Source organism: Marinomonas gallaica, from assembly GCF_001639745.1.
In the GTDB taxonomy this organism is placed as follows: domain Bacteria; phylum Pseudomonadota; class Gammaproteobacteria; order Pseudomonadales; family Marinomonadaceae; genus Marinomonas; species Marinomonas gallaica.
Genome location: NZ_LTAX01000012.1, coordinates 43,792 through 69,748, shown reverse-complemented (window position 1 = coordinate 69,748; position 25,957 = coordinate 43,792). Strand labels below are relative to the sequence as shown.

Below are 25,957 nucleotides of genomic sequence, written 5' to 3'. Positions count from 1 at the left end.
CGTGAGACAACGTATTTATAACGTCTCCTAGACGGGGTATAAAATGCCGTATCATGCGACTATTGTTGATTTAAAGAGAATTCGTTCGAAACAACCTTGGATGGTCTTAAGTGCCGCTGAAACATTTTGTTTGGCGCACTCTAATCATCCAAGCATCTCTCACTTTTATAGCTTTAAAGCCAGTGACAGTCCGACTAAAACGCTTGCTGTACCAGATGGCTGTGTCGATATATTATTTGATTGTGACGCCACGTACCCAGGTGCACGGGTATTTGGAACCCCTATCGAAGCAATTGAAGCCGATATAAGAAACGACCACCATTACTTCGGTGTGCGCTTTGCTTCAGGCACCGTTCCCGACTGGATGGCGATTTCAGCTGAGGACTTAGTTCAACATGGGTACAACCTTTTAGAGCTTGCCCCTCACGTGGAGTCGTTGTTTGAAGGCATTGTTGAGAATTCAGGTTTCGCAGCGCGAGTAGCCTTGTGTCAGGGCTTTTTTGAACCGTATACCGCACGTTCGTTATCCTCACTCACACAGGCCGTGATGCAATGTATTTTTGATCGCCAAGGGAACATCCGTATGGATGAACTCTCCATGCTCACGGACTACACAACTCGAACCATTCAACGAGTCTTCCGTGCGGATATGGGCATGTCCCCGAAGCGCTTTAGCCGCATCGTGCGTTGTCAAAGTGCCATATACAGCATCCATCATAACCATCAAATGACATTATCAGATATGGCGCATAATTTAGGCTTTAGCGATCAATCTCACTTTTTACGGGAGTTCAAGCAGCTCGTACACGCGACGCCAATGGATTATAAAAACCAAGTACGACAACCCAGTTATATCGGGAGAATTGAATGCTACTAAGCAAAAAATACGCTCTACTTGACCAATGTTATCGCTTTAAACAACCTTAACTTAACCATCTGAATTACATATAATATTGTCATAAAGTATTTATAAATGGATGAAACCAATGACGGTTAATCAATCATCAGGGAGCATTAGATGAAAACTTCGCCTCTACTTACAGTAAGCCTAGCTGCGCTTACTGTGGCTACGCTAAGTGCCTGTTCTATCGTTCATAATACCGACTCTACAGCATCATCAAAGACGCTACGCCCACACTTTTTCGAAGCGTTAGAGCAAACCCAATGGCTTGAAGATGAGTACCAAGTATACCTTGATAAAACGGGCAACAAAGCGTTCGCCGTCTATTGGGATAAACAGGGCATTCCACGAGCGACTGGTTTTGCTGATGACAAGCTGTCTATTGAAATAGCCCGTCGAGAAGCGCTAAGGCTGTGCCATGCGTACACTCAAAACCAAAACACGGGTTGTCGTTTAGAAGACGAATCCACAACCGATAGAGCGCCCTTAAACCAAGATAACTACCCTAAAGAAGTGATCGCTTACCGCGATGCAGCCCACTGGGATAAACATCAAGCCACCTCAGGCCACAAAGCCATTGCTGGCAATTTATCGGGTATTCAAGCAAGCACACAAGCAGAAACTCAAACTGAAGCAGAAGAGCAGGCACTTCTGGCGTGCTATGAAAACACCCACTTTTCGATGCCCACTTGCTACATTCTTGACTCTCAATAAGATAGCAATCGGGCACGGGATGCTCTCTATCTGAACTCTTCAAGCTGGCGGATGATGTGCGATCCAATGTTTGGCAATATCGTCTCGCCGTGCTACCCATACCCCATCATGCGATTGCACATAATCGAGAAATTTCTTTAACGCCATAAAGCGTGCTGGCTTGCCTAAAGTACGGCAATGCATTCCGATCGACATCATCTTGGGGGTTCTTTCTCCCTCGGCGTACAAGCAGTCAAAACTGTCTTTCAAATACTGAAAAAACTCTTCGCCATGACTGAATCCGTAAGGCGATGCGAAGCGCATATCATTACAATCTAGCGTGTAGGGAATAATCAGATGAGGCTTAGTTGTGGTCTTGTCTTCATGATGCGGTACTTCCACCCAATACGGCAGATCATCGCCATAATTATCAGAGTCGTATTGCAGTTGAGCCTGTTCGGCGACCAAGGTTCGTGTATTGGGTGAGTCTCGTCCAGTGTACCAGCCCATGGGCATCACACCCGTCACTTCTTGAATCATTTGCAGCGCCTCCTGCATGTGCTGACGCTCTTCTTCGATGGACATTTCTTGGTAATGGATCCACTTTAAACCATGGCAAACGATCTCATGCCCACCTTCAACAAAGGCTTTTGCGACCTCTGGATTACGTTTCAATGCGGTGGCAATAGCAAACACAGATAACGGCAGTCCACGTTTTTCAAACTCATTCAGGATACGCCAAACACCATTGCGAGAGCCGTATTCGTAGAGCGACTCCATGCTCATATGACGATCTTTAAACGGCTGCGCACCAAAGATCTCGGACAAAAAGGTTTCTGCATGCTCATCGCCGTGTAACACACAATTTTCACCGCCTTCTTCGAAGTTCAGCACAAATTGCAACGCAATACGGGCTTGGTTTGGCCATTCAACTTTTGGCAAGTTAGCACGTCCGTATCCGGCGTAATCTCGTTCTAAGTAATGTTTCATGAGTGACATCCTTCTACTAGCGATTCCAATGCTCACAGCGACCAATAAAAGGTTTATTTACTGGCGCGCCATACTGCCCCACTTTGGAGGTTTTGATGCCTAATTAAAGCAAAGACTCTGCCAGTTTTAATGCAAGCATAGCAGCTGGCCTCTAAGCATAAACTTGTATCCATACTTATACAGCAGGTAATCGCTTGCGGGTACAGTTAGCAAAAAATCACCATCGCGAATAACTTATATCAGACCATGCTGTATGCCATGGCATAGCAAGCCATACTTAGTGGCAGACGCGAGTGCATGAGCGAGTTAGCACAAATCCAAAATCCATGGCACATCTTATAAGATTAACACAAACGAAAAACGCCCCGCTGGTTTCCCAGCGGGGCGTTTTGAAGTTCGTCAGACGAATCAGACTTAGTTCGATAGCATAACGAGATAGTCAGGGGCTACGTCACGAAAGTCTAACGACATGGTAATACTCAATGCCGTAACGGTAATGATGGAGAAGAAGAACACTTGGCGTGCCCAACGGTTCACATCAATGTCAGCACGGTAGCCTTTAAGGGCCATACCAAGCCACCAGAGGCTGGTTGACGCGGCGACGGCCATAAAGCCGACACCTACGTAACCTGTCAAAGGTAGCAATGCTGACGCGACGGCAAACACGGCGATCCACAAAACAATATGGTGTTTCGCTTTTTGAATGCCTTCGGCTACAGGTAGCACTGGAATACCCGCCGCTGCGTAGTCTTTGTAGCGGAAAATGGCAATGGCATAAGAATGAGGCATTTGCCAAATACTAAACATCACCAATAAAATCGCCGCACCCGCATCGAATTGACCCGTCACAGCACAGTAACCCACCACAGGAGGGACTGCGCCAGACAAACTACCAATTAGCGTGCCGTAAACCGAATTGCGTTTGAAGTACAGGCTGTATAAACCGACGTATACGAAGTAACCGAAAACTGCGAAAAACACAGCCACAGCGTTCGTAAAGTACGCCAGTAAACTAAACCCAACCACGCCTAGTACCAGTCCGTGTGCTAATGCCGCTTTCAGCGACATTTCACCAGTAACTGTTACGCGGTTACGAGTACGTTGCATCTTGGCGTCAATGTCGCGGTCGATGCAGTTGTTGATTGCGCAACCAGAAGCCACGACCAGTGATAATCCAATGATGGTCACCAGCATAAGTAGCCAATCGATGTCTCCGCGAGCGGCGAGGAAGTACCCCCCCGCCACAGAGATCAAGTTGCCCATAATGATGCCCGGCTTGGTCACTTTTACGTAACGGTCGAACACACTATGTTGCTCTGGTTTTTGCGACGATGATATCCGCTTAAACATACGCTTCTTCGCCTAGTACATCATCATCAGAACAGATTCGTAGATAATCCAGATGGATAGCGCTACGACCATTACGATAACGATGGCTGTAAAGATGAACGATAAAGTATCGATCTTGCCTTCTTTAGTGAAGTTTAGGTGCAAGAAGTACTTCAAGTGTACAACGATCTGAACCACGGCTGTTACAACGATTACCGCGAACAATGTGGCACGGTCAAACGCACCCGTCATCACTGCCCAGAATGGAATCACAGTCAGGATAACAGACAGTACGAAACCGACTACGTATGAGCTTACGCTACTACCGTGAGAATGCGCATCGTGATCATGTTGACTCATTTTACATAGCTCCCATTAGGTAGACGAAAGAGAATACACAGATCCAGATTACGTCTAGGAAATGCCAGAACAAGCTTAGGCAACCTAAGCGAGTTACAGTGCGGTCTTTAAGACCACGCTTAGCAACATCGATAAACATAATCGTGATCCATAGTAGACCGGCAGTTACGTGCAAACCGTGCAAACCAACCAGCGAGAAGAACGCCGTTAGGAACGCACTTGTGCTTGGCCCGTGACCCGCATGGATCAAGTGATTAAACTCGTAAAGCTCAATCGCGATGAAGGTCGCACCGAACAAGAACGTCACAGCTAACCAAAGTAGCGTGCCGCCTTTGCTCTTTTTGTACGCGCTGATCATTGCAAAGCCGAATGTAATCGAGCTCAACAATAGTGCAGCCGTACCACCTGCGATCAGATTAAGATCAAAAATATCTTTACCAGAAACACCGCCTGCGGTGTTCATGAACAGCACTGCGTACGTCGCAAAGAAGCACGAGAACAGAATGCAGTCCGTCATCAGGTAAATCCAGAAACCTAACGTAGTATTACGTCCGGTATCGTGGTGCTCGTCATGGTGCGCATCGTGATGCGCAGTTGCAGAAGTACTCATGATTACCCCTTCGCCACGTTATCTAGGTGTTCATTCTCGATACGTGCTACTTCATCAGGCTGTACGTAGTAATCAGTATTACTTGCGTAAGCACGGAAAATGAAGGCAACGATCAAGCCGATGAAGCTTGCACCAGCTAACCACCAAATGTGCCAGATCAAGGCAAAGCCCATAGCTGTCGCTAGTAGACCCATGATTGGACCTGCATTGGTGTTGCTTGGCATGTGGATAGGCTCGTAGCTCGCATGACGCTGGTACGCTGTGCCTTTCTCTTTCATGTCAGTGAACGCATCCAAGTCTTCAACGTGCGGAATTTTCGCGAAGTTGTAGAACTGTGGTGGAGACGCTAGAGACCATTCTAGAGTGTGGCCATTCCATGGATCGCCAGTTTTGTCCAAGTTCTTGTCTTTGTTCTTGAAGCCAAGAATCAATTGAAGAACGAACGCTGCGATACCAATAGCGATGACAAACGCACCGACTGCTGCGATGTATAACCAAACGTTCCAGTCTGGGTTGTCTGTATGGTTTAGACGACGCGTCATACCTAGGAAACCAAGCACGTAAAGTGGCATGAATGCTAGGAAGAAGCCGATGAACCAACACCAGAAAGACACCTTGCCCAGTTTTGGATCTAGGTGGAAGCCCATTGCTTTCGGGAACCAGAAAGCGAAGCCCGCTAGGTAACCAAACACTGCACCACCGATAATCGTGTTATGGAAGTGAGCGATTAGGAACAAAGAGTTATGCAATACGTAGTCCGCACCAGGGATGGCAAGCAATACACCTGTCATACCACCAATAGAGAAGGTGATCATGAAACCCATTACCCAGTACATTGGCACAGTCATACGAATGCGACCTTTGTACATAGTAAATAGCCAGTTGAACAGCTTCACACCAGTCGGAATCGCGATGATCATCGTCATGATACCGAAGAAGGCGTTAACGTTCGCGCTCGACCCCATGGTAAAGAAGTGATGCAGCCATACGATAAAGCCTAGAAGCGATATAACACCGGAGGCGTAAATCATTGACTTGTGGCCGAATAATCGCTTACCCGAGAAAGTCGATACGATTTCCGAGAACATACCAAATGCTGGCAGTACTAGGATATATACTTCAGGGTGACCCCATGCCCAGAACAAGTTGATATACATCATCGAGTTCCCGCCAAGGTCGTTAGTGAAGAAGTGGAAATCCAAGTAACGGTCAAGCGTCAACATGGCTAGCGCAGCCGTCAGGATCGGGAAAGACGCTACGATCAATACGTTGGCCCAAGTACAGGTCCAAGTAAAGATAGGCATTTCCATCAACTTCATGCCCGGTGCACGCATCTTAAGTACAGTGACTAAGAAGTTCACACCCGTTAGAGTGGTACCGATACCGGATATCTGCAGCGCCCATATGTAGTAATCCACCCCGGTTCCCGGACTGAATTCAAGTCCTGACAATGGTGGGTAAGCTACCCAACCTGTCATCGCGAATTCACCAAGACCTAGAGAGATGTTTACTAGCAACGCACCAGACACTGCCAACCAGAAAGATAGGTTGTTCAGGAATGGGAAGGCAACGTCACGCGCACCGATCTGTAGTGGCACGATAATGTTCATCAAACCGATCATAAATGGCATCGCCATAAAGATGATCATGATGACACCGTGTGCCGTAAAGATCTGGTCATAGTGGTGCGGTGGTAAGTAACCTTCCGAACCATTGGTTGCCACAGCGAGCTGTGTACGCATCATAATGGCATCCGCGAAACCACGGACCAGCATTACTAACGCAAGAATGATGTACATGATACCCAAACGTTTGTGGTCGACAGACGTCAACCATTCACGCCATAGCCAGCCCCATTTCTTCGCCAACGTCATGAACACGAACAATGCCGCGCCACCAATCGCTACGATAGCAAGGGTAACTAGGACAATTGGGTCATGAGGGATCGCATCCCAAGACAATTTACCTAGAAGATTCATTAGTGAGAGGCCTCCTCAGCTTCATGGGTAGTACTCTTTTGCTCACGCTGAGGAAGGATTACGCCCTCAGGAAGCTGTGCACCGTATTCAGGCTTACCGTAGAAATCGATGCGCCCCATATCGCCCATGTATTCCCAGATGATATCGAAGTACAAGCCATCTTTAACCGATGCAAAGTACTCGACTGGGTGGTATTCAGTCGGCTCAACAAGCTCTTCATAACGTTCAGTAGACAGTGTTTCACCGCTAGCTTTAACGCCTTCAACCCACTCTTGGAAGTCTTCACGCGTTGGTGTCGCGATCGCTTCGAATTTCATGCCTGTAAAGCCATGACCAGAGTAGTTTGCTGAAATGCCCTTGAACGTACCCGGTTCGTCTGCGATCAAATGAAGCTTCGTTTCCATGCCCGCCATAGAGTAGATTTGGCTACCCAATTGTGGGATGAAGAATGAGTTCATTGTTCCGGCAGACGTGATTTTGAAGTTCACAGGAACATTCGCAGGGAACGCCAACTCATTTACCGTAGCGATACCAAGATCTGGGTAAATGAATAACCATTTCCAGTTAAGAGATACCACTTCAACAGTGATCGGCTCTTCTTCAGATTCGATAGGCTTGTACGGGTTCAACGCATGCGTTGATTTGTAAGTAATTACACCAAGAATCGCAATGATGATAATTGGAATAACCCATACTACGGTTTCAATTTTTGTGGAGTGTGACCATTTTGGCTCATATGCTTCACCACGACCTTCGCGATACTTCCACGCGAAGTAAAGAGTCATGAGAATCACCGGAACCACAACAAGCAGCATTAGGATAGTAGCTGTAATAATCAGCTCCTTCTCCATCACACCGATTTGTCCTTTCGGGTCAAGCACACCACCCTGACAACCAGCTAGTAATGCTACTAGTGCTGCCAAAGCGACTTTACTTAAGTTACGAGTTAACAAGAGATTCATCCTCTAACCCAGATTGACGTAGGCTGACATCGAAACGATGACAGGATTTCAGACCGGCTCAGGCCGGTAACTTTTCCGCGCGGGAGTAATGCGTGCACTCAAAGAGTACGTGACTAACCGCAAACTCGGATGAGTCGTTAGTTAATCCGCAAAACTCTTTAAGCAGAAACGGGAGGTGCACGACAAGCAGATACCTTACGGTAGTTGGCTTGTCGAATAACCACCTGACGCGGTGGCTTTATGTTGCGACGGTTTCTTTCCGGCAACACAAATTGCCCACTAGGCATAAATAGCCAGTAGACAAACACAAAGAGGCTGATCATGCCAAAGAAGGCATACAGGGAGATAAGCGGAAGGTCTTTGAAGACCGTGTGGAAAAAGTCACTTGGATCATAAGCGCCACCGAGCGGAAAAATAATCAGATTCACCGCGACGACAGCTAAAACAAACGCATTCAAACGAGCCGCCCACTTCAGAGACTGAAGAGGCTGGCGTAGCTCGCCAAAATTGCTCATCATGTTGCTGGTTTGTTTATCATCCACTATCGGATACCTACGTTGTTGACTTGTGACAGAACAGAATTGATCATTATATAATCAATTTTGACTTAAATCAGAATTTCGACCGAAAATTGTACACATTAGTTCACAATCTCTCCACTCAAAATTTCAGAAAAAACATCTCAACCAGCCTATTATTCATAAACACACTGGTTTTTTGTTATACGTCGCTTAAAGTGCATTCAGAACATGAAAATCTTTCATGCGTATTTAAAGCCTATAATCTTTAAGTGAACGTATATTGAACATTACTTATGTAATTTAAGGTCTCGCCATTACCATGTCTTTCTCAAAAGCGATATCTATGGTCGTTATGTTTTCGCTATTTTTCGGGGCCAATGCATCGATAAAAGCTGAACCTACGCAGACCAATACAGTCAATATTAGTGCTAGTTTTGAATTCCAGAATCTAGATTTGTCACGCTATGGCTATGTGTTTACCCGTATGCAAGTGGTCGAAACCTTGCTGAACATTGATCGCCAAGGCAATTTGCTACCAGGACTTGCAACCGACTGGCAAATCCTAGAGGAAGGCACGCATTGGAGGTTGTCGCTGCGCGACGGAGTTGTTTTTCATAACGACAAAACGCTCACAACGGCGGCGGTCGTCAAAGCCTTACATAACGCTGTGAAACATGCCAGCGTCTGGAGAAACGTTCCTGTCAGGGTTATCTCTTCAGAGAGCGACCAATATATTGATATTTTTCTCAATAGCCCCTACCAGCCACTCGGAGCTATCTTAGCACACCATTCGAGCGGCATCATTGATACAGAGTCTTATGATCAAGAAAGTATTGAGACACAGCTCATTGGCACGGGGCCTTATTCGGCCTACAAAATAACCCCCCCTTATCGTTTGGTGGTTAAAAAGTTTGATCGTTACTGGGGTAAAAAAGCCGCCATTCCTTATGCCCGCTATTTGACAGGGCTTCGCACCGAAGCCCGCATGCTGCAAGCTCGAAGCGGCAAATCCGATATTATTTTTGATTTAGACCCGATTATCATTGGAACACTGCAACGACAGCCCAATCTCAATATCATGCGCTCCGAACTGCCTCGCACCGTCGCGATTAAGCTCAATGCAGAGCACCCTTATTTGAAGGACATTAAGACACGCCAAGCCCTCAGTCTTGCCATCGACCGACAAGGTATTGCCATTGCAATACTGCGAACCCCCCAGTCTGCTTCAGCCCAATTAATGCCGCCATCAATGGGCGACTGGTATTTAGCAGAAACATCAATGCAGCAAGATATGGCAAAAGCGAGCGAATTACTGACACAACAAGGCTGGACGAAAAACCGAGATGGTTGGCTCGAAAAAAACGAAGTGCGCTTTGAAATTGACATGTTGACCTACCCTCTCCGTCCAGAACTGGCTGAGGTGGCTACTGTCATCCAAGATCAGTGGAAACAGCTCGGCATCAAGCTCAATATTGAAATCAAACATTTCAGCGCCATCCCAATCGCTCACTCAAATGGCTCGCTCGAAACCGCTCTTATTTCGCGCAGTTATGGAATCATCGCCGACCCACTAACGGTATTAATAGATGATTTCAGTACACTTCAAGGCAGCGACTGGGGCAGTATGAATTGGGCCAATAAAAGTGTACAAACGCTACTTAAGTCTCTAGTCACTGAGCTCGACCCTGTCGTTTACAAACAAAAAGCTCAGCAGATTGCACAAGTCATCTATGACGAGAAGCCTGTAATACCAATCGCTTACTACGTACAACAAACGGCCGTAAGCAAGCGCTTGAATGGATTCCGCTTTGACCCGTATGAACGAAGCTATTACTTAAATGAGTTAACGTGGGCGCAATAATTTCAGCACTCAGACTGCGTACTAACATTCCATTTAAAGAAGTATTGCATTTCACCATAAATGTTATACTATAACATTTATGGTTTGGTTAGCTTACCAACCCTGCTTACAGTAGTTTTAGCGTCGGTATTAGTGAAACATGTGAACTCTGCTGCCGACCAGAAACTTGCTGTATGCCTTACTCCCAGCGCGACTGGAATGTGGTTTTGATAAGTACGCCTTATACTTTGTATTCTATGAATTGCCATGCAAAGCAGCTAACATTCCGGTCGACGTTTTATACCTAGAAGCCTTACTAAATAAGGCTTCTAGGTCATTTTTCCTGCTGATCACTGCGCTTCAGTACTGACTTAGCACAATACCAAGCCACTTCGACAAACGATAGATCATTCGATTGGGCTAAGATAAACTGACATTACCTTCATAAATCTAGTTTATGGTCTAATCGTGCAAAAATTCGATTTCCAAGAATTTGTTACCGCACTTGATGCAGGGCAACAAGCTCACCTTGAGTGGAGCCGTAGGATTTTACGCTGCACCGTGCTGCGCTCATTTCCGGATGATGACGTCATGCATAACGATGCCCACCATCTATGCCAATTTGGCCAGTTTTTAGCGCAACACCTCATCACGTTTACATCCATCAATGCCGAGCAAACCCAACGTTTAGTGACCGTGCACCAGCAAATGCACGATACTATTCGAAATTTAGCACGACCAATCAGCCAAGGGCTGGCGGGCAATATCGAAGATTTAGAACACTTCGAGCGCTGCCAAGCCGAGCTGATCGATCACTTGGCCTACTTCAAAACCCAAGCCATTTACCATTACACCCAAATTGATAACCTAACCGGTTTACCGTTACGTCAACGCTTAATACAAGAGTTTCGCACTCAGCAGCAACAATGCACTGGCGCATTAGCCTTAATGTTTATCGATGTGGACCACTTTAAATCGATTAACGACCTATACGGGCATAATATGGGCGATACCGTGTTACAACAGTTGGTTATGCGAATGCATGATGTATTGAATATAGATCAATCGATGTACCGCTATGGCGGGGAGGAATTCATCATTATGCTGTGTGCCGTGCAAGCTAAGCAGGCCGAAGCACTGGCAGAGCTTATTCGACATACGGTGTACCACACGCCAATTGTTCATCAGGATGACGCAACGATTCAAATCAGCGTGACCATTGGTGTCGCACTAGCACGACACCAAGAGCCCTTAGTCAGCGTCATCGAACGGGCTGATATAGCCATGTATTACGGCAAACAACACGGTCGAAATCGCGTCATTAACGCGGATCGCATCACGCAGAAAAATAAGTCTTAGTTACTCAAACACAGGGGCATCAAAATCAGCAGGCTCGTCAGAGTAAATACAGACATTCCAATCCGCTGCTAAGCCGTCGTCTGCTTGGCAGTACTTTTCAAAGAATGTAGCGATTTCCTGTCGCTGGCAGTGCGCTTCAAACGACGCCATATCGGCCCATTGCTCGTGAAAGGCAATTGGGAAACTCTTGCCATCCGCAAACGGGCTGGCTATTTGTCGCGTCACACGGTATTGAAGACAGCCATCTTCACGTAAGGTGTTTGGCTCAAGGCTTTGCAATACTTCAAACAGCGCTTTTTCTTGACCTTCTTTTGGCAAGAACTGCGCAACACAATAAACTTTGCTAGACATATAGATTCCTATAAATAGTTACAGCGACGACCAGTCACTGAGTGATAATTTTCGGCGACGAATGGTATAAAAAACCGCCATCCCTATGCCATAAACAAAACCCCACAACAGCGCTTTGTCCATCGCAGTTTGAAAGGTATCTGAGCTGCCTAAAATGCCAAAGTACATGACCAAGAAGATGATCAGCGCAAAATACCAAAAAGCGATGATGGCATTCAAATGAAAGCCAATGTAGTACGGCGGCGGGACTTTAATACCCAGCATACGCAGCAAACTAAACATTGGTGGTTTGTAGTTTGATAGCCACACACCCTGGGCCTGCAGCTCAGCATGCGCTTTTTCTAAACGCTCTTTAAACGACGACAAAACCGTCTCCTTAATTGTCTTCTATTGGTCTGCTCGGCGAACATTACGTATGGCTCGAGTAACGGAAAACCCCGTGACTAAAGACGTACCTGATAGCACAAGCAAAGTACCTATGAGTGTATTCCAGCCCACAGGTTCCCCTAAAAATAAATGCCCCCATAAGATACCAAATACGGGGACCAAGAAGGTAACCGACAATGCTGAAGCAGCGCCGATGTCGTCCACTAGACGAAAATACAACACATACGCTAAGCCAGTACAAAAGATACCAAGCGCCAAGACCGGCAAGCCAATGTCTAACGTAATCGGCTCACGTGCAGGCATCAACAACGCCAAAGGCAACAGCAGAATCGTTGCCCCCCACATACTGCCATGAGCATTATTAAACGAAGGCACTTTTGGCGCGATTTTTGTGTAGTTCGTGGCAATACCGTAGCAAAACGCTGCCATCACACTGCAACACATAGGAACAATTGCATCGATGCCCACCAATCGCGCCTCTTTTCCAACCAATACACTGACCCCTAACACTCCCAGCGCCAACCCAAGCAAGACACTACGTGTCAATGGGTTTCGTCCCCAGAAAGCACCTATCAGCGCTCCCCATATTGGTGCGGTTGAGTTCAAAATAGAAAGCGTCGAAGCGTTTAACGTCTGCGCGGCATACGCAATCAAAATAAATGGCAAAGCCGTACTGAATAAGCCGAGAATAAAATAATGCTTAACATGAGAGAAGAACGATAAACGTTTGCGCAGAATGATAGCAACGATCAACAGTGTTACAGCCGCCAATCCAACACGCGCTTCGATCATCAACGCTGGGCCCATCGGCAGTGCTGCGATACGCATAAACAGGAAAGAACTTCCCCACAGTGCAGCGAGGGCGAACAGACTGAGTAAGCTGGCCATTTTAATCGTCCTTAAAAAGCCATTACTTTGCTACAACTGTTGCACAAGGACAACCTGATTATTGCAAATATCAGGCTGTCCTATTGTCCGGGAGGAATGCAATTTGGCAGAAAAAACATGGCTTTACAGCCATAAGAAAAGTGGGATCGCCGAACGAATTACTTGTTGCGACGCTTCGCTAGCAGATCCGTTACCACCCAAACAGCGACCATCAGCGGTGCGACAAGGATCAGCGGCAGGCTTGGGTAATCTGCAAAGCAAGACAAGAAGCCGTAAGTGAACGTCACTAAGCCAACCACAACAAAGCTGGTGGCAAAGTTAACAAGCTGCTGTTCTTGCAACATCGTTTCCATTTGCTTGACTAAGCGAACGGTCGTGCGAACCGCCCAAATAGCAGGGATAAGCGGTAAAATGGCAAAGAAAGTAGACCAGCCACTTTCAGGGCAGAAATAAGTGAAAATTGCGCTAAATAGCAGCAATGCAATAAATGCAGCAATGGGTAAACCCAATTCTTTTGCGCATTGATATTTGCTTAATAAGCTAAACATAGAATACCTCTAATATGCCAAATTGACTTATGGCAAATTACGCTGAGGTCGGTCAAATCACTATCCTGTTTGCGACGAATTAATGCCCACTTGCGTTTGAAAACAAATTAATCACAATTACGCCCAAAAGTATCAACCCCATCCCTACAAGAGCCGCGGTGTCGAGCTTCTGTTCGAATATCAACCACCCTATAATCGCCGTTAAGACAATGCCAAGCCCTGCCCAGATAGCATAAGCAATGCCGACCGACATCACTTTCAATGTCAGCGACAAAAAGTAAAACGCCAACGCATACCCCACCACAACTAACACACTTGGCCCCAACTTAGAGAACCCTTCGCTGGCTTTTAAGGCGGAGGTGGCAATCACTTCAGAAAGAATGGCCACGAATAAAATAATCCAAGTTTGCATAACACCGACCTTGTTAACATCTAATAGATATTCGAATTTTAAATGACTGTTATCCAAAAATATCAATTTATGAATAATGATAACGCCCTATCATAGGAGCCACTTACTCACTGGCTAACCCACGTTCGCCAGCTATCTCCATTACAAGAGGAGCAGCTTCATGGCTCAGTTATTCACACCATTTCAACTAAAGAACATTACCCTAAAAAACCGTATAGGTATCCCACCGATGTGCCAATACAGTGCTGATCAAGACGGCCTTGCCAATGATTGGCATCAGCAGCACTATGCCGAGCTCGCTCGCGGCGGCGCGGGTCTGGTCGTCGTCGAAGCTACAGCCGTCTCACCCGAAGGCCGTATTTCCCCCAACTGCCTTGGTCTTTGGAATGACGAACAAGCTAACGAACTGAAAAGAATCGCCCAGTCCATTAAAGCAAATGGCAGCGTACCAGGCATTCAAATTGCCCATGCAGGCCGCAAAGCCAGCGCCAACCGCCCGTGGGATGGTGATGATCATCTTGCTGAGGGTGATCCGCGCGGCTGGGACACGATTGCGCCATCGGCAGTAGCCTTTGGTGCCAACTTACCAAAAACACCTAAAGAAATGACCCGCGCGGACATCGAGCGAGTCACACAAGATTTTGTCGCCGCAGCGCAACGTGCCTTAGACGCAGGCTTTGAGTGGCTCGAGCTGCATTTTGCCCATGGCTACTTGGCTCAGTCTTTTTTTAATCGCGATGCAAACCAGCGTACCGATGAGTACGGCGGCGACAAAGAAGGTCGCAGTAAGTTTATCTTGGACACATTTAAAGCGGTTCGCGCTGTTTGGCCTCAAGAGCAGCCATTAACCGCACGTTTTGGTGTCTTGGAATACGATGGCCATGACGAAGAAACACTGCAAGAATCTATCTGGTTAGCTCAGCAACTGAAAGACAATGGACTTGACCTATTGAGTGTCAGTGTGGGCTTTTCAACACCCGACGTCAAAATCCCTTGGGGGGCGTCTATGCTCGCCAACGTGGCTGAGCGCGTTCGTCGTGAAACAGGTCTACCGGTTTCCTCTGCGTGGGGGTTTGATCAACCACAAGACGCCGAACGTGCCGTGGTAGAAGGGCAACTGGATCAAGTACTGATCGGCCGTGCTTACCTTGCTAACCCACGCTACACCTACCAACTAGCGAAAGCATTAGAGGAAGAGCAAGCGTCTTCTGTATTGCCTGCGCCATATGCCTATTGGTTAGCACGCTACTAACCTACTTAAACACTTCTATCAATAGATTTACCTCTACAACGTAACCTCTAAGTCTAAAATAGCCCCAACTGGGGCTATTTTTATGGTAATCATCGCTTATGGTTTATAGAAACGGTCTGTCTCTTTCCACTTCTTCGACCAGCTCAATGCAGGTCGCATCATCTTTTGTGTAATAGATGATGCGATAAATCGGCCAAGAGGGCTTATACTCCGCGTCTTCACAGGAGATATACCCCTTATTATCCGCATACACACTAATGGCTATCGAACTGATTATAGGTAACAGCAGCATTGTCGCGATTCCAATTACCATTCCATAAGCAAGTATATTTTTTATTTTTTCTGTGAGGGGTTGTCCCAATACGCCAACAATCCCACCCCCAACTGCCAATGATATTAATCCGATAAAACCACCAAGGCCAAAAGCGCCACCTCGGTTAAGCATGATAACTGATGTATCATTAAGAAAGTGATCCATTAAGTGATAACAGAACATCACGAACATTATGATTACCCAGATACTGAGAGTAAGTAGAGCAATCGTTACGCATAAAAAGTAGGTGGAACTAGGTGATTTATCTTCTTCAATTTTCACTTTAGTGTCCTGCCTGCACCTAGAAAATCGTTGGCAATATGGTTAGCCGCTTTAATTGCAATCCTTCGTGCACTGTCCACCATATAGTCAAAGACCGTTTCCTGGAGCTCATTAAAAGCCAAAAAAATCTAATTTACTTTACACAGATGCCATCACTTATCGTTAGAAATAGCCCCAACTGGGGCTATTTCTAACGATGATAGACAGTTATTTATAGAACAGGCCTTTCAACCTCAAGCTCTGTAACCAGCTCAGTACAGGTCGCATCATCTTGTGTGTAATAGATAATGCGATAGATCGGCCAAGAGGGTTTATACTCTGCTTCTTCACAAGAAATATACCCTATATTGTTAGCGTACACGCTAATCGCGATCGAACTTATAATAGGTAGCAACAGCATGATCGAGATACCAATTACCAGACCATAAGTAATTACCTTTTGGATTTTTCCTGTGAGCGTTTTCCCTTGAACGCCAACAATGCCCCCACCCACAGCCAATGATAATAGTCCAATAAAGCAACCAAGACCAAAAGTCCCACCTCGATCAAAGATAATCGTTGGGGTATCGTTGATAAGGTGATCCATTACGTGATAAAAGAAGTCCCAAAATCCTATTATTGCAAATATACTAAAGGCAAATAGAGCAATCGTTGCGCATAGAAAATAGGTAAAACTGGGGGCTTTCTCTTCTTCGATCTTCATTTGAGTTTCCTGCCTGAATTTAGCAAATCGCTCATAACATGGTTAGCTGTTTTAATTACAATTCTTTGAGCACTGTCCACCATATAGTCCGCAAATCCAGATAATAAGTGCACCACTCATGGTTGAGTAGGTGGCGAGAGATCAACTGCCCATAGGTGGTATTCTAACGTCGCCAAACAATTAGAGTATTACCATGAGCTACAAACAGTTGATAGAAGGACAACGATACCAGATTCAAACCTATCTGAGCCAACATTTAAGTTATAGAGAGATCGGCAGACGACTCAATGTTAGCCATTCCAGTATCAGCCGAGAGTTGAGACGGCATACCATCAATGGCACTTACGAGCCAAACGTTGCACAGCGACGAGCCCAACATAGACGACACTGCGCAACTAAAAGTCAGATCTCACAGAAAACTATCAACTATGTTGAGTTTGGCTTATCGCTCAAGTGGAGCCCTGAACAAATATCAGGCGTAAGCCGCCTAGTAGGATTACCTGTTAGCCATGAATGGATTTATGGTTATGTGCAAAGAGACAATTACCGCAGATAACGGAACAGAGTTCTGCGCTCACGAAAGTATCGCCCAGAAGCTCAAAACCGATGTATATTTTGCTAATCCCTACGCCTCTTAGGAGCGTGGTTTAAATGAAAACTTTAACGGCCTGCTGAGGCAATATATCCCTAAGGAAACGGACCTCAGAACGGTGGCCGATGAAGAGATTGCGAAGGAGCAAAGGTCGCTAAACCTTAGACCAAGAATGTACCTTGGCTATATATAGACAACCTGCGGTCGTATTCGATGAACTACGAAGTGCAGCGTAATTTAGAGAGTGATGCTCTTCGGAGTTGAATTCGCGATTTATAATTTCTACTAGTCATTTTTAAATTAATCACTCCAACATTTGACGAATTTCTTCCTGAGTATAATTTTTCTCGACATATTTACCTAACTTCGTAAGGTTTAGATCTATACCGCCACCACACTTCTCACCAAACTCTTGAATAGTTGACGTTTTACTATGCCTCTTAACTACACATGTCATCGCATTTCTTAATTCTTTTTCAGTGCTCATATCACCTTTATAGCAAGAATCTCGAAAAACCTTCATTTCTTCAATACATTCACGTGGTGTAGAATCACCCTGACAACTTAGATAATTCTCATCATGACATATCAAAACAGGCATTAACTGATAAAACGCCTTACTATCAGTTGGATCAATTTCAACACTACCTGCATGAACTTTAAAAGCAGCGAAAAACACCACCAAAAGCAACGAAAAACTTGATTTCATTTAAAAATCCTTTTTGAAACCCAAACCTTAAGAAAGCGAAATATTTATATAAAATTCACTAAAGGGGTAATATCATAACAACTTTTCAAATTAATTTGAAAAGGCTAAGCGCCTAACTCTCTAAATTTTACGTTAACCATACATTTATCATTTCCCCACTCCTAAAACAGTTCGGCCAGATCTGCCAATCTAGGGAACATGCGATTAAAGCGGCAACATGAGACAATCTTGCCAACTTAAGCAAACTACGATTTCTACCGACCATGAACCAGCTCGCCGCCGCCGATACTAAAGCTACCTGTAAACGCCGTAAAACTCGCAAAAAAAACAACCTCCAACAACACGGGCCTTTTCTCGCGTTGTTCGCTTTAAAGGCTGAGTTATGAATATTTTTCGTCGCGATTTAAATTTATTACTGCTGTTTCACGTGCTGTACCAAGAACGCAATGCATCTCACGCGGCGAAGCTGTTGTCCATCAGCCAGCCCGCGTTAAGTCACAAACTCAACAAGCTACGCGACGAATGGCGTGATCCTCTGTTTATTAAGGCGCCAAGAGGCTTAACTCCTACTCCAAAAGCTCATGAGCTGGCGAAAGAAGTGAGCGAATTAATGCCCAATTTAGAAGCGTTCTACGCTACGCAAATTGAACCAGACTTTCGCCAACGCAATGATAAGATTGTGATCTATACTCATGATTATTTTGAAATGTGTTCCTTGGCACATCTCTTAAAAATCATGCGTGAGCAAGCGCCTAATGTGCGTTTTGTGATTCGTAACACCCGTGGTGAGTTGCCTCGTGCGGAGCTCGAAAATGGCCAATGTGATCTTGCCATTGCCGGCTTTTATACCAGTTTGCCCGATACCATGCGTCAGCAGTTTATCGGCGACCGCCACTATTTAGTCTTAGCTTCTAAAGACAATCCCTTTATCACTGACACGCTGGATCTGGATGCTTATCTTATGTGTGAGCATCTTGTCATTTCTGTATCAGGCGATTTAATCGGCGACGTGGACCTCGAACTGGAAAAGTTAGGTAAAAAGCGTAATGTCGTCGCAGGGGTTTCGAGCCATCTGGCACCCGCGCACATTATTAACGAAAACCCTCAAATCATCACCAGCTGCTTTGAAAGTGTGGCTATAACCGCGCAACGAAACCATCCAGATTTACGGGTTTACACTCCCCCCGTATCCATTCCCAGCGTTCGTCTGACTCAGGTTTGGCACGAACGTACCCATGCCGATCCGTTACGTCGCTGGGTTCGCCAACTAATTCAAGAGTTCACTCTTAACTACCCTGAAAAATAGCACTTTTAAATATCTGAAATTTCATATATCTTTAAATTAGAATATACGGATAACCATATATTTAACGAAAAACAGGGTATACGTCATGTCAGGGGATATTGTTGAGATCGAGATCAACCCAACACAGTTTTATAAGTGCTTAGCCGACGAGACTCGACTACGCTGCCTTATGTTGATTCAGCTCGAAGGCGAGCTGTGTGTCTGTGAACTGATGGAAGCACTGCAAGAAAGTCAGCCAAAGATATCGCGTCATTTAGCTCAATTACGCAATTGCGGCTTACTCACCGATCGTCGACAAGGACAATGGGTGTTCTACCGTATCAACGAGGCGCTTCCAGCTTGGAGCAAGTTAGTCCTTCATGTCACCGCGGCAGAAAATCTTGAGCACTGCGCAGCAGACCTCGCTCGATTGGATCACATGGGAAGCCGCCCAGAACGTGCAAAGACCTGTTGTGCATAACAAGGCTTCATTCACTTTCGTACTCGGTTAGCCCATAAGGGGATGCCCCATGTTTGAAGTATTCGCACAATTCGCCGATTGGTTGGCTTATGAACTACTGAGTTTATCACCGGACTCAAAGTTCGGTGACGCAGTGCATTTCTTTATTGAAGATGTCAGCAAAATCTACGTTTTGCTCGTCGTGATGATTTATTTCATCGCACTGCTCCGCGCCTCCCTAAACGTCGAGCAAGTACGTAATTACTTAGCAGGGAAAAATAAAGGCGTTGGTTACATATTGGGCTCTGGCTTTGGAGCCATTACCCCGTTCTGCTCATGTTCTAGTATCCCTGTCTTTCTTGGCTTTACCTCGGCAGGCATTCCCGTTGGCATCACCATGTCTTTCTTGTTGACGTCCCCGCTAATCAACGAAGTCGCCATTCTGCTGTTAATGAGTCTATTGGGCTGGAAATTCACGCTTTTATACGTCGTCGTTGGTATGACAGTGGGCATTATCGGCGGGGCGTTCCTAGATGCGATCAAAGCGGAGCGCTGGTTGCAGTCGTTTGCTAAAAAAGCGCTGGAAGCTGGGCAAAACGCACCATTACAAACCACTCAAGAGAAAGAGAAATTGTCTTTTACTGAGCGTCATCGCTTTGCCAAAGACGAAACGCTGGAAATTTTCGGCCGTGTTTGGAAATGGGTAATCATCGGGGTTGGTTTAGGTGCAGCCTTACATGGCTTTGTGCCCGATGGCTGGATCGAGCATTACTTGGGCGACGGTCAATGGTGGTCCGTCCCAGCCGCCGTTCTTTTAGGTATTCCTCTGTATTCCAACGCAACCGGCGTGATTCCGGTCATGGAAAGCCTGATCGTGAATGGCTTGCCTATTGGTACAACACTGGCATTTTGCATGAGTACTGTAGCCGCCAGTTTCCCAGAGTTTATTCTATTGAAGCAAGTGATGCAGTGGCGTTTGCTCGCGACGGTGTTTGCCATGCTGCTTCTGTCATTCACCCTTGTGGGGTGGCTATTTAATGGATTTTCAGCATTTTTGTGAGGTGCATAATGAAACAAATCAAAGTGTTAGGCAATGGTTGTACGAAGTGTCAAAAAACCGCAGAACTGATTGAACGCATTGCCTCTGAACAAGGTGTTGAGGTGCACGTTAGTAAAGAAACCGACGCACAAACTTTCTTACAGTACGGTGTCATGAGCACACCAGCTGTGGTGATTGACGAGCAACTGAAACACTCAGGCTCTATTCCACATACAGATCAAGTAAAAGAATGGCTAACGGCGTAAGCCGCCGCCCACCATCTAATGACATACCCTCTTAAAGGTTAGAGCGAGAACACTATGACAATTAAAGTAGGCATAAATGGCTTTGGTCGCATGGGGCGACTGTCTTTTCGTGCAGCGTTTGATTGGGACGATGTGGAGTTTGTCCACATTAACGATCCTGCCGGTGATGCAACGACCTTGGCACATCTCGTCACGTTCGACTCTGTTCACGGCCGTTGGCACCATGAAGCCATTTCTGAAGACAATGAGATGATCATCAATGGTAAGCGTATCCCTTGCACCCAGAACAAAGCCATCGGTGATACCGATTGGTCAAACTGTGATGTAGTGATCGAAGCCAGTGGCAAGATGAAAACCCAAGCCTTGCTGCAAGCCTACTTAGACCAGGGTGTGAAACGTGTTGTGGTGACGGCGCCGGTGAAAGAAGACGGCGTGCTCAACGTGGTGATGGGCGTGAATCATGATCTGTACGATCCTGCGACGCACCCAATCGTCACCGCCGCATCCTGCACCACGAACTGCCTTGCGCCAGTGGTCAAAGTCATTCATGAAAAGCTGGGTATCCAACACGGCTCCATGACTACCATCCATGACATCACTAATACCCAAACCATCTTGGATGCACCGCACAAAGACCTACGTCGCGCCCGTGCCTGCGGATCGAGCTTAATCCCAACCACGACCGGCTCAGCAACGGCGATCACGCATATTTTCCCCGAACTCAAAGGCAAGCTAAACGGCCACGCAGTACGCGTGCCCTTAGCAAATGCCTCTTTGACGGATTGTGTGTTTGAAGTCAGCCGCCCCACCACTGAAGCGGAAGTAAACGGTTTCCTAAAAGATGCGGCGGAAGGCGAGCTAAAAGACATCTTAGGTTACGAAGAACGCCCATTGGTGTCGGTGGATTACAAAACCGACCCTCGCTCTAGCACCATTGATGCCCTTTCAACCATGGTCATCAATGGTACACAAGTGAAGCTGTATGCTTGGTACGACAACGAATGGGGCTACGCCAACCGTACCGCTGAGCTAATGCGTATGGTTGGTCGCTTGGATCAGGCATCCCAATAGTCGACTGTTGCGATAAATCCAGCCTACGATTTGGTTTGTCTGCTTTATAAGTCACTCTGAGTATCGACACTTGGTTATGACAGCACCGACCGACGCACATCCCTGTGCATAACGGTCGGATCGCCCATCCATGGGCTAGGTGCTTGTCATAACTCAAGCGTCTCTAATAAGCATCACACATCATGTTTGGAAAGTTTCATGACACTGTTAGCTAATCTTTCGCCAGCGATCCGCCAATATATGGTGGTCACAGGGAACTATTGGGCCTTTACCCTCACAGATGGCGCGCTGCGTATGTTGGTGGTGCTGTATTTCTACGGGTTGGGTTATAGCCCCCTCGAAATCGCCATGCTGTTTTTGTTTTACGAGATTTTTGGCGTCATCACCAACCTCGTCGGCGGTTGGCTTGGGGCGCGTCTTGGCTTAAACCGTACCATGAATATCGGGCTGTTTTTGCAGATTGTGGCGTTAAGCATGCTACTGGTTCCCGCGAGTTTCTTAACCGTCCCTTGGGTCATGGGCGCGCAGGCGTTGTCGGGTATTGCCAAAGACTTAAACAAGATGAGCGCGAAAAGTTCGATTAAGCTGTTAGTGCCTAGCGAGGCTCAAGGCCAGCTGTACAAATGGGTCGCGCTGCTCACCGGCTCTAAAAACGCGCTAAAAGGCGTGGGATTTTTTCTTGGCGGTGCGCTACTGAGTCTGTTTGGTTTTAAAGGCGCGATCTTAGGCATGGCCGTTGCGCTGACTTTGGTGTGGATCGCAAGCCTCATCTCGCTTAAGAAAGATCTCGGAAAAGCCAAGAATAAGCCAAAATTTGGCGACATCTTCTCGAAAAGTAGCGCCGTAAACTACCTTTCTGCGGCGCGCCTATTCTTATTCGGTGCGCGGGATGTGTGGTTTGTCGTGGCGTTGCCTGTCTTCTTAGCCAGTACCTTTGGCTGGGACCATTGGTACGTGGGTGGCTTCTTAGCACTTTGGATCATTGCCTACGGCATCGTCCAAGGCTTTGCGCCACGCTTTACCGGCAAGGCGTCTGGCAAAGTCCCCGATGGCCGCCAAGCCCTCGGCTGGGCCTTGGCTCTTGGCGTGATCCCTGCGGCGATTGCCTTAGCGCTGACCTTCGGTTGGCAGATTGAATTCGCCGTCATCGCAGGTTTGCTTGCCTTCGGTGCCGTGTTTGCCATCAACTCCTCCCTACACAGCTACCTGATCGTCAGCTACGCTGGCAAAGACGGCGTCTCCCTCGACGTGGGCTTTTACTACATGGCCAACGCCATGGGACGCCTCATCGGCACCCTACTGTCTGGTTGGCTGTATCAAGATTACGGCTTAGCCGTGTGTTTATGGGTATCGGCGGGGTTTATTGCTTTGACCGCGTTGATATCAGTGGGATTGCCAAGAAACAAAATCTGTTAAATATTTAGAACTTAGAGATTGATATGGTCGAAATTTTTAATGACATTCTAATTTTATTAGGCGGTGCTACTATAGTACTTTCAGCCTTATTTGGGCTTATTGGAAAACTATTAATTTCTCGTGCGACTGAAGAGATTAAACACAACTTCCAAATAAAGGTTGCTGCTTTACAGAGTGACTTAGCTAAGACCAATAAAAAGCTTGATGCAGAGCTTCAAAGAGCTATTTATATTGATAAAGCTCAATTTGATTATGAATTTCAAATTTATAGAGATGTCTGGAATAATTTAGTGGATCTACAAGCAGCTACTCTAAATTTACGTCCAGTGTTTGATTACATCGACCCCGCCCAGTCTAAAGAAGACAGAATGCAAGAGAGAGTATCTGCATTTATAGAGCCATTTAATAAGTTCTTGAGTACAGTTGAAAAAAATAAGCCCTTTTACTCACCAAGTGTTTACGCGTCACTCAGCAATATACTTAAACTATGCCGAGATGAGCGCATAGATTTCGAGTATATTGAGCGAAGTAAAAAGGAGTACTTTGAAGAAGCAAAAAAGAACTGTGAAGACATTTTGAAATCAATAAACCAAGCTTGCGAGGAAATCAGAGGAAGGATCAATGAGGTCAAAGTTATTAATAACTGAACATCGAGACTTCGTGTAAAATTTTTACAGTATCCATAGTTTGGCTTAGCAGCTTACCAAAGAACACTGACTGGGTTTATCGTTATGAATATCAATCACCTTTCCACAGAAGAAAAAGTTCGCCTTGCCGAAGAGCTTTGGGAAAGTGCTTACCAAGAGCAATCGTCAGCGCCTATCAATGATGAACACAAAGTCATCCTAGACGCACGCTCCGCTGCATTTGAAAATGATCAGAAAGTCGGCACAGAATGGCACTTACTTAAAAAGCAACTTATGGAAGAGTAATGACTTACAGAGTTTTTGGGTAGAACCAACACCTTCGCTCGGGAACCGAGCTCCTACAAATCATCAATATCAACTTTGACCGATGGCTCGTTTTCACGCTCTTTGACAATGGCAGCCAATTCCAAGTCTTCCAATAGATCCTCTGAGAACTCCACGCCCATCTGATGTGCGATGACTTGCATATCCTCGAAGGGGATTTCAAACAGCCCTTAGCGAAACTGATAACCCCAGCGTGGGTTATCACGGGTAAAGCTTAAGGTTTGCAGCAGTGGGCGTATGGGGCAGTATTGCTGCCTAAGCCATGCCACGTCGTAGCGGTAAGGCATAAAATCATCTGACATAACCACTTGATAAGGTTCAGAGCTGATCACACGCCCAAGTGCGGTAAATGATTGGCAGGTGTCTTTTTTCTGATAGGTAAACGTCGGCGAGTAATACACCACCAAATCATCGGGCTTTACTCGCTTTAGAGGACCCTGTTTACCATGACAAACTTGCATAAATTCGCCGTTTAACCCGCGTGCCACATGATCGGCGCTGGCTACCGCGACCCAGCAAAGTGACGTTGAGGCAGCGTCATTTTCCCTATCCGAGTTTGTTTGCTGCATTGACATAACATCGACTCCTTAACAGTTGGGTATAGCATAAAACATTACGCTGTCAGTTTCTGTCAGGAGTCGAACATCTGCGCACTTATCGCACTAAGTCGCTATGATACAAGTGTTTTACTTGGGTCAATCCTTGTTCTAGGTAGGCCTTGGTATAGTCCATCGCATGATGTTTATGGAAGTCTACTTCGGTGGCAAAGCATTCCCATAATAAAAGCTGAGTCGGCTCATCTGGGTTCTCATGTAGCTCAAATAAGCGACAGCCGGGTTCCGTACGTGTTTGCTCACATAGCTGCTTAAGAGCGGCTTTGGTTTCTTCGATTCGACTAGCATCGGTTATTTCAAGCTCAGCCGTGGCGAAGTAGCCGCCAGCTAGAGTCGATAACGACTGCTTGCTAGGCAACGGTGCCGAGTCTGGACTTAAGCCGCGCTCTTGCAAGACATCTTGAACGGCAAACAAGCCATTGAGCGCTGCAGGAAACCCCGCATAGACCGCCATTTGCATCATCACTTCGATGACCTCTTGGGGCGAACACCCGACATTCAGAGCACCATGGATATGAACTCTTAACTGTGGCGCGGCGTTGCCCATCGCCGCTAAGGCCGCGATCGTGGCGATTTCTCTCGATTTAAGATCCAGCGCCTCTCGGCTATAAATATCCCCAAAGGGAAATTCGATCAGCAGGCGCGCAAAGTCCGGAGCAATATTTTCCATCGCTTGAATCACTTTCTCACCTTGCTCGCCATCAATTTGCGCTAACTTCTGCCAGCCCAGTTTGTATCGTTCAGAATTCATAGCCCACCTCTGTTTCTTTGCAGTTTGTAGGCGTAGCATGACATTTCTCAAAAACAGAATATTTAACCAATAAAACAAGACGACTTTTCAATACTGGAAAATG

31 protein-coding genes and 1 pseudogene are annotated in these 25,957 nt (G+C 46.3%); 14 read left to right on the top strand and 18 right to left on the bottom strand.

Annotated elements, in window-relative coordinates; all coding sequences use genetic code 11:
• Positions 1–43 precede the first annotated feature (43 nt).
• Together AYW76_RS12270 and AYW76_RS12265 are read left to right on the top strand one after the other, a co-directional pair.
• Entirely contained in the window at positions 44–877 is an 834-nt protein-coding gene (locus tag AYW76_RS12270) for a helix-turn-helix domain-containing protein (RefSeq protein WP_067220490.1), read from the top strand.
• A gap of 141 nt (positions 878–1,018) precedes the next feature.
• The gene (locus tag AYW76_RS12265; protein WP_067220487.1) at positions 1,019–1,615 is read left to right on the top strand and encodes a hypothetical protein; all 597 of its coding nucleotides are present in this window, start codon (positions 1,019–1,021) and stop codon (positions 1,613–1,615) included.
• Positions 1,616–1,654: 39 nt separating this feature from the next.
• Here AYW76_RS12265 and puuE read toward each other — a convergent pair whose 3' ends face one another.
• From puuE to AYW76_RS12230, 7 genes are all read right to left on the bottom strand, one after another.
• Entirely contained in the window at positions 1,655–2,584 is a 930-nt protein-coding gene (gene puuE, locus AYW76_RS12260; protein ID WP_067220483.1) for an allantoinase PuuE, read from the bottom strand.
• 414 nt (positions 2,585–2,998) lie between these two features.
• Entirely contained in the window at positions 2,999–3,934 is a 936-nt protein-coding gene (cyoE, locus tag AYW76_RS12255) for a heme o synthase (RefSeq protein WP_067220480.1), read from the bottom strand.
• Between the two features lie 12 nt (positions 3,935–3,946).
• Positions 3,947–4,273 (bottom strand): cytochrome o ubiquinol oxidase subunit IV, encoded by a 327-nt coding sequence (gene cyoD / locus AYW76_RS12250; RefSeq protein WP_067220477.1) that lies wholly within the window; start codon positions 4,271–4,273, stop codon positions 3,947–3,949.
• Position 4,274: 1 nt separating this feature from the next.
• Positions 4,275–4,883 (bottom strand): cytochrome o ubiquinol oxidase subunit III, encoded by a 609-nt coding sequence (gene cyoC / locus AYW76_RS12245; protein WP_067220473.1) that lies wholly within the window; start codon positions 4,881–4,883, stop codon positions 4,275–4,277.
• A gap of 2 nt (positions 4,884–4,885) precedes the next feature.
• On the bottom strand, positions 4,886–6,862 hold the full coding sequence (gene cyoB, locus AYW76_RS12240; protein ID WP_067220469.1) for a cytochrome o ubiquinol oxidase subunit I: 1,977 nt from the start codon (positions 6,860–6,862) through the stop codon (positions 4,886–4,888).
• A complete protein-coding gene (gene cyoA / locus AYW76_RS12235) occupies positions 6,862–7,824 on the bottom strand; it encodes a ubiquinol oxidase subunit II (RefSeq protein WP_067034993.1) in 963 nt (320 codons plus the stop codon). Before cyoA ends, cyoB begins: the two co-directional genes overlap by 1 nt.
• Before the next feature lie 158 nt (positions 7,825–7,982).
• Positions 7,983–8,366 carry a hypothetical protein gene (locus tag AYW76_RS12230; RefSeq protein WP_067034996.1) on the bottom strand — a complete coding sequence of 128 codons (384 nt, stop codon included), beginning with the start codon at positions 8,364–8,366 and terminating at the stop codon, positions 7,983–7,985.
• Between the two features lie 298 nt (positions 8,367–8,664).
• On the opposite strand from AYW76_RS12230, the gene AYW76_RS12225 reads away from it, so the two are divergent.
• Both AYW76_RS12225 and AYW76_RS12220 read left to right on the top strand, forming a co-directional pair.
• Positions 8,665–10,206: an ABC transporter substrate-binding protein gene (locus tag AYW76_RS12225; RefSeq protein WP_082866210.1), complete on the top strand. Its 1,542-nt coding sequence runs from the start codon at positions 8,665–8,667 to the stop codon at positions 10,204–10,206.
• A 447-nt stretch (positions 10,207–10,653) separates the two neighbouring features.
• A complete protein-coding gene (locus tag AYW76_RS12220; protein WP_082866209.1) occupies positions 10,654–11,544 on the top strand; it encodes a diguanylate cyclase domain-containing protein in 891 nt (296 codons plus the stop codon).
• On the opposite strand, the gene AYW76_RS12215 is transcribed toward AYW76_RS12220, so the two are convergent.
• The 5 genes from AYW76_RS12215 to AYW76_RS12195 form a co-directional block, all read right to left on the bottom strand.
• A complete protein-coding gene (locus tag AYW76_RS12215; protein ID WP_067220462.1) occupies positions 11,545–11,895 on the bottom strand; it encodes a putative quinol monooxygenase in 351 nt (116 codons plus the stop codon).
• Positions 11,896–11,913: 18 nt separating this feature from the next.
• The gene (locus AYW76_RS12210; protein ID WP_067035007.1) at positions 11,914–12,261 is read right to left on the bottom strand and encodes a DUF6404 family protein; all 348 of its coding nucleotides are present in this window, start codon (positions 12,259–12,261) and stop codon (positions 11,914–11,916) included.
• Positions 12,262–12,282: 21 nt separating this feature from the next.
• A complete protein-coding gene (locus AYW76_RS12205) occupies positions 12,283–13,170 on the bottom strand; it encodes a DMT family transporter (protein WP_067220458.1) in 888 nt (295 codons plus the stop codon).
• A 158-nt stretch (positions 13,171–13,328) separates the two neighbouring features.
• Positions 13,329–13,718 carry a hypothetical protein gene (locus AYW76_RS12200; protein ID WP_067220455.1) on the bottom strand — a complete coding sequence of 130 codons (390 nt, stop codon included), beginning with the start codon at positions 13,716–13,718 and terminating at the stop codon, positions 13,329–13,331.
• Positions 13,719–13,797: 79 nt separating this feature from the next.
• Entirely contained in the window at positions 13,798–14,130 is a 333-nt protein-coding gene (locus AYW76_RS12195; protein WP_067220451.1) for a DMT family transporter, read from the bottom strand.
• A gap of 160 nt (positions 14,131–14,290) precedes the next feature.
• Here AYW76_RS12195 and AYW76_RS12190 point away from each other — a divergent pair, with 160 nt between their 5' ends.
• Positions 14,291–15,382, top strand: a complete 1,092-nt coding sequence (locus AYW76_RS12190; protein ID WP_067220447.1) for an NADH:flavin oxidoreductase/NADH oxidase — start codon at positions 14,291–14,293, stop codon at positions 15,380–15,382.
• 103 nt (positions 15,383–15,485) lie between these two features.
• On the opposite strand, the gene AYW76_RS12185 is transcribed toward AYW76_RS12190, so the two are convergent.
• Together AYW76_RS12185 and AYW76_RS12180 are read right to left on the bottom strand one after the other, a co-directional pair.
• The gene (locus AYW76_RS12185; RefSeq protein ID WP_067220443.1) at positions 15,486–15,977 is read right to left on the bottom strand and encodes a hypothetical protein; all 492 of its coding nucleotides are present in this window, start codon (positions 15,975–15,977) and stop codon (positions 15,486–15,488) included.
• Between the two features lie 211 nt (positions 15,978–16,188).
• Positions 16,189–16,680 carry a hypothetical protein gene (locus AYW76_RS12180; protein ID WP_067220440.1) on the bottom strand — a complete coding sequence of 164 codons (492 nt, stop codon included), beginning with the start codon at positions 16,678–16,680 and terminating at the stop codon, positions 16,189–16,191.
• A 193-nt stretch (positions 16,681–16,873) separates the two neighbouring features.
• Here AYW76_RS12180 and AYW76_RS12175 point away from each other — a divergent pair.
• A pseudogene (locus AYW76_RS12175) lies at positions 16,874–17,508 on the top strand (IS30 family transposase).
• A gap of 68 nt (positions 17,509–17,576) precedes the next feature.
• On the opposite strand, the gene AYW76_RS12170 reads toward AYW76_RS12175, so the two are convergent.
• Entirely contained in the window at positions 17,577–17,981 is a 405-nt protein-coding gene (locus tag AYW76_RS12170) for a hypothetical protein (protein ID WP_067220436.1), read from the bottom strand.
• Positions 17,982–18,363: 382 nt separating this feature from the next.
• Between AYW76_RS12170 and AYW76_RS12165 the strand changes: the two genes are divergently transcribed.
• The 8 genes from AYW76_RS12165 (at position 18,364) to AYW76_RS12130 (ending at position 24,450) form a co-directional block, all read left to right on the top strand.
• Positions 18,364–19,287 carry a LysR family transcriptional regulator gene (locus tag AYW76_RS12165; protein WP_067220433.1) on the top strand — a complete coding sequence of 308 codons (924 nt, stop codon included), beginning with the start codon at positions 18,364–18,366 and terminating at the stop codon, positions 19,285–19,287.
• A gap of 85 nt (positions 19,288–19,372) precedes the next feature.
• Positions 19,373–19,747 (top strand): metalloregulator ArsR/SmtB family transcription factor, encoded by a 375-nt coding sequence (locus tag AYW76_RS12160; RefSeq protein ID WP_156489072.1) that lies wholly within the window; start codon positions 19,373–19,375, stop codon positions 19,745–19,747.
• 49 nt (positions 19,748–19,796) lie between these two features.
• Positions 19,797–20,786, top strand: coding sequence for a permease (locus AYW76_RS12155; protein ID WP_067220429.1), 990 nt, complete (start codon positions 19,797–19,799; stop codon positions 20,784–20,786).
• An 8-nt stretch (positions 20,787–20,794) separates the two neighbouring features.
• Positions 20,795–21,031, top strand: coding sequence for a thioredoxin family protein (locus tag AYW76_RS12150; RefSeq protein WP_067220426.1), 237 nt, complete (start codon positions 20,795–20,797; stop codon positions 21,029–21,031).
• A 54-nt stretch (positions 21,032–21,085) separates the two neighbouring features.
• Entirely contained in the window at positions 21,086–22,102 is a 1,017-nt protein-coding gene (locus AYW76_RS12145) for an ArsJ-associated glyceraldehyde-3-phosphate dehydrogenase (RefSeq protein ID WP_067220423.1), read from the top strand.
• A 198-nt stretch (positions 22,103–22,300) separates the two neighbouring features.
• The gene (gene arsJ, locus AYW76_RS12140) at positions 22,301–23,518 is read left to right on the top strand and encodes an organoarsenical effux MFS transporter ArsJ (protein WP_067220419.1); all 1,218 of its coding nucleotides are present in this window, start codon (positions 22,301–22,303) and stop codon (positions 23,516–23,518) included.
• Positions 23,519–23,541: 23 nt separating this feature from the next.
• Positions 23,542–24,165: a hypothetical protein gene (locus tag AYW76_RS12135; RefSeq protein WP_067220415.1), complete on the top strand. Its 624-nt coding sequence runs from the start codon at positions 23,542–23,544 to the stop codon at positions 24,163–24,165.
• Positions 24,166–24,249: 84 nt separating this feature from the next.
• On the top strand, positions 24,250–24,450 hold the full coding sequence (locus AYW76_RS12130; protein WP_067220412.1) for an addiction module protein: 201 nt from the start codon (positions 24,250–24,252) through the stop codon (positions 24,448–24,450).
• 53 nt (positions 24,451–24,503) lie between these two features.
• On the opposite strand, the gene AYW76_RS19535 is transcribed toward AYW76_RS12130, so the two are convergent.
• The 3 genes from AYW76_RS19535 to AYW76_RS19670 form a co-directional block, all read right to left on the bottom strand.
• Positions 24,504–24,632, bottom strand: a complete 129-nt coding sequence (locus AYW76_RS19535) for a hypothetical protein (protein ID WP_269448106.1) — start codon at positions 24,630–24,632, stop codon at positions 24,504–24,506.
• Positions 24,633–24,659: 27 nt separating this feature from the next.
• The gene (locus AYW76_RS12125) at positions 24,660–25,064 is read right to left on the bottom strand and encodes an EVE domain-containing protein (RefSeq protein WP_197467815.1); all 405 of its coding nucleotides are present in this window, start codon (positions 25,062–25,064) and stop codon (positions 24,660–24,662) included.
• A 79-nt stretch (positions 25,065–25,143) separates the two neighbouring features.
• A complete protein-coding gene (locus tag AYW76_RS19670; protein ID WP_197467814.1) occupies positions 25,144–25,854 on the bottom strand; it encodes a carboxymuconolactone decarboxylase family protein in 711 nt (236 codons plus the stop codon).
• Between the last annotated feature and the right edge of the window lie 103 nt (positions 25,855–25,957).

What these genes read in the sequence shown, in the direction of transcription:
- AYW76_RS12145 (WP_067220423.1), top strand. Translation starts at nt 21,086, where the DNA reads ATGACAATTAAAGTAGGCATAAATGGCTTTGGTCGCATGGGGCGACTG.
- AYW76_RS12205 (WP_067220458.1), bottom strand. Translation starts at nt 13,170, where the DNA reads ATGGCCAGCTTACTCAGTCTGTTCGCCCTCGCTGCACTGTGGGGAAGT.
- AYW76_RS12130 (WP_067220412.1), top strand. Translation starts at nt 24,250, where the DNA reads ATGAATATCAATCACCTTTCCACAGAAGAAAAAGTTCGCCTTGCCGAA.
- AYW76_RS12190 (WP_067220447.1), top strand. Translation starts at nt 14,291, where the DNA reads ATGGCTCAGTTATTCACACCATTTCAACTAAAGAACATTACCCTAAAA.
- arsJ (WP_067220419.1), top strand. Translation starts at nt 22,301, where the DNA reads ATGACACTGTTAGCTAATCTTTCGCCAGCGATCCGCCAATATATGGTG.
- AYW76_RS12215 (WP_067220462.1), bottom strand. Translation starts at nt 11,895, where the DNA reads ATGTCTAGCAAAGTTTATTGTGTTGCGCAGTTCTTGCCAAAAGAAGGT.
- AYW76_RS12225 (WP_082866210.1), top strand. Translation starts at nt 8,665, where the DNA reads ATGTCTTTCTCAAAAGCGATATCTATGGTCGTTATGTTTTCGCTATTT.
- AYW76_RS12200 (WP_067220455.1), bottom strand. Translation starts at nt 13,718, where the DNA reads ATGTTTAGCTTATTAAGCAAATATCAATGCGCAAAAGAATTGGGTTTA.
- AYW76_RS12150 (WP_067220426.1), top strand. Translation starts at nt 20,795, where the DNA reads ATGAAACAAATCAAAGTGTTAGGCAATGGTTGTACGAAGTGTCAAAAA.
- AYW76_RS12135 (WP_067220415.1), top strand. Translation starts at nt 23,542, where the DNA reads ATGGTCGAAATTTTTAATGACATTCTAATTTTATTAGGCGGTGCTACT.
- AYW76_RS12170 (WP_067220436.1), bottom strand. Translation starts at nt 17,981, where the DNA reads ATGAAATCAAGTTTTTCGTTGCTTTTGGTGGTGTTTTTCGCTGCTTTT.
- cyoB (WP_067220469.1), bottom strand. Translation starts at nt 6,862, where the DNA reads ATGAATCTTCTAGGTAAATTGTCTTGGGATGCGATCCCTCATGACCCA.
- AYW76_RS12165 (WP_067220433.1), top strand. Translation starts at nt 18,364, where the DNA reads ATGAATATTTTTCGTCGCGATTTAAATTTATTACTGCTGTTTCACGTG.
- AYW76_RS19535 (WP_269448106.1), bottom strand. Translation starts at nt 24,632, where the DNA reads ATGCAAGTCATCGCACATCAGATGGGCGTGGAGTTCTCAGAGGATCTA.
- AYW76_RS12265 (WP_067220487.1), top strand. Translation starts at nt 1,019, where the DNA reads ATGAAAACTTCGCCTCTACTTACAGTAAGCCTAGCTGCGCTTACTGTG.
- AYW76_RS12160 (WP_156489072.1), top strand. Translation starts at nt 19,373, where the DNA reads ATGTCAGGGGATATTGTTGAGATCGAGATCAACCCAACACAGTTTTAT.
- AYW76_RS12195 (WP_067220451.1), bottom strand. Translation starts at nt 14,130, where the DNA reads ATGCAAACTTGGATTATTTTATTCGTGGCCATTCTTTCTGAAGTGATT.
- AYW76_RS12270 (WP_067220490.1), top strand. Translation starts at nt 44, where the DNA reads ATGCCGTATCATGCGACTATTGTTGATTTAAAGAGAATTCGTTCGAAA.
- AYW76_RS12180 (WP_067220440.1), bottom strand. Translation starts at nt 16,680, where the DNA reads ATGAAGATCGAAGAAGAGAAAGCCCCCAGTTTTACCTATTTTCTATGC.
- puuE (WP_067220483.1), bottom strand. Translation starts at nt 2,584, where the DNA reads ATGAAACATTACTTAGAACGAGATTACGCCGGATACGGACGTGCTAAC.
- AYW76_RS19670 (WP_197467814.1), bottom strand. Translation starts at nt 25,854, where the DNA reads ATGAATTCTGAACGATACAAACTGGGCTGGCAGAAGTTAGCGCAAATT.
- cyoE (WP_067220480.1), bottom strand. Translation starts at nt 3,934, where the DNA reads ATGTTTAAGCGGATATCATCGTCGCAAAAACCAGAGCAACATAGTGTG.
- cyoD (WP_067220477.1), bottom strand. Translation starts at nt 4,273, where the DNA reads ATGAGTCAACATGATCACGATGCGCATTCTCACGGTAGTAGCGTAAGC.
- AYW76_RS12155 (WP_067220429.1), top strand. Translation starts at nt 19,797, where the DNA reads ATGTTTGAAGTATTCGCACAATTCGCCGATTGGTTGGCTTATGAACTA.
- cyoA (WP_067034993.1), bottom strand. Translation starts at nt 7,824, where the DNA reads ATGAATCTCTTGTTAACTCGTAACTTAAGTAAAGTCGCTTTGGCAGCA.
- AYW76_RS12125 (WP_197467815.1), bottom strand. Translation starts at nt 25,064, where the DNA reads ATGTCAATGCAGCAAACAAACTCGGATAGGGAAAATGACGCTGCCTCA.
- cyoC (WP_067220473.1), bottom strand. Translation starts at nt 4,883, where the DNA reads ATGAGTACTTCTGCAACTGCGCATCACGATGCGCACCATGACGAGCAC.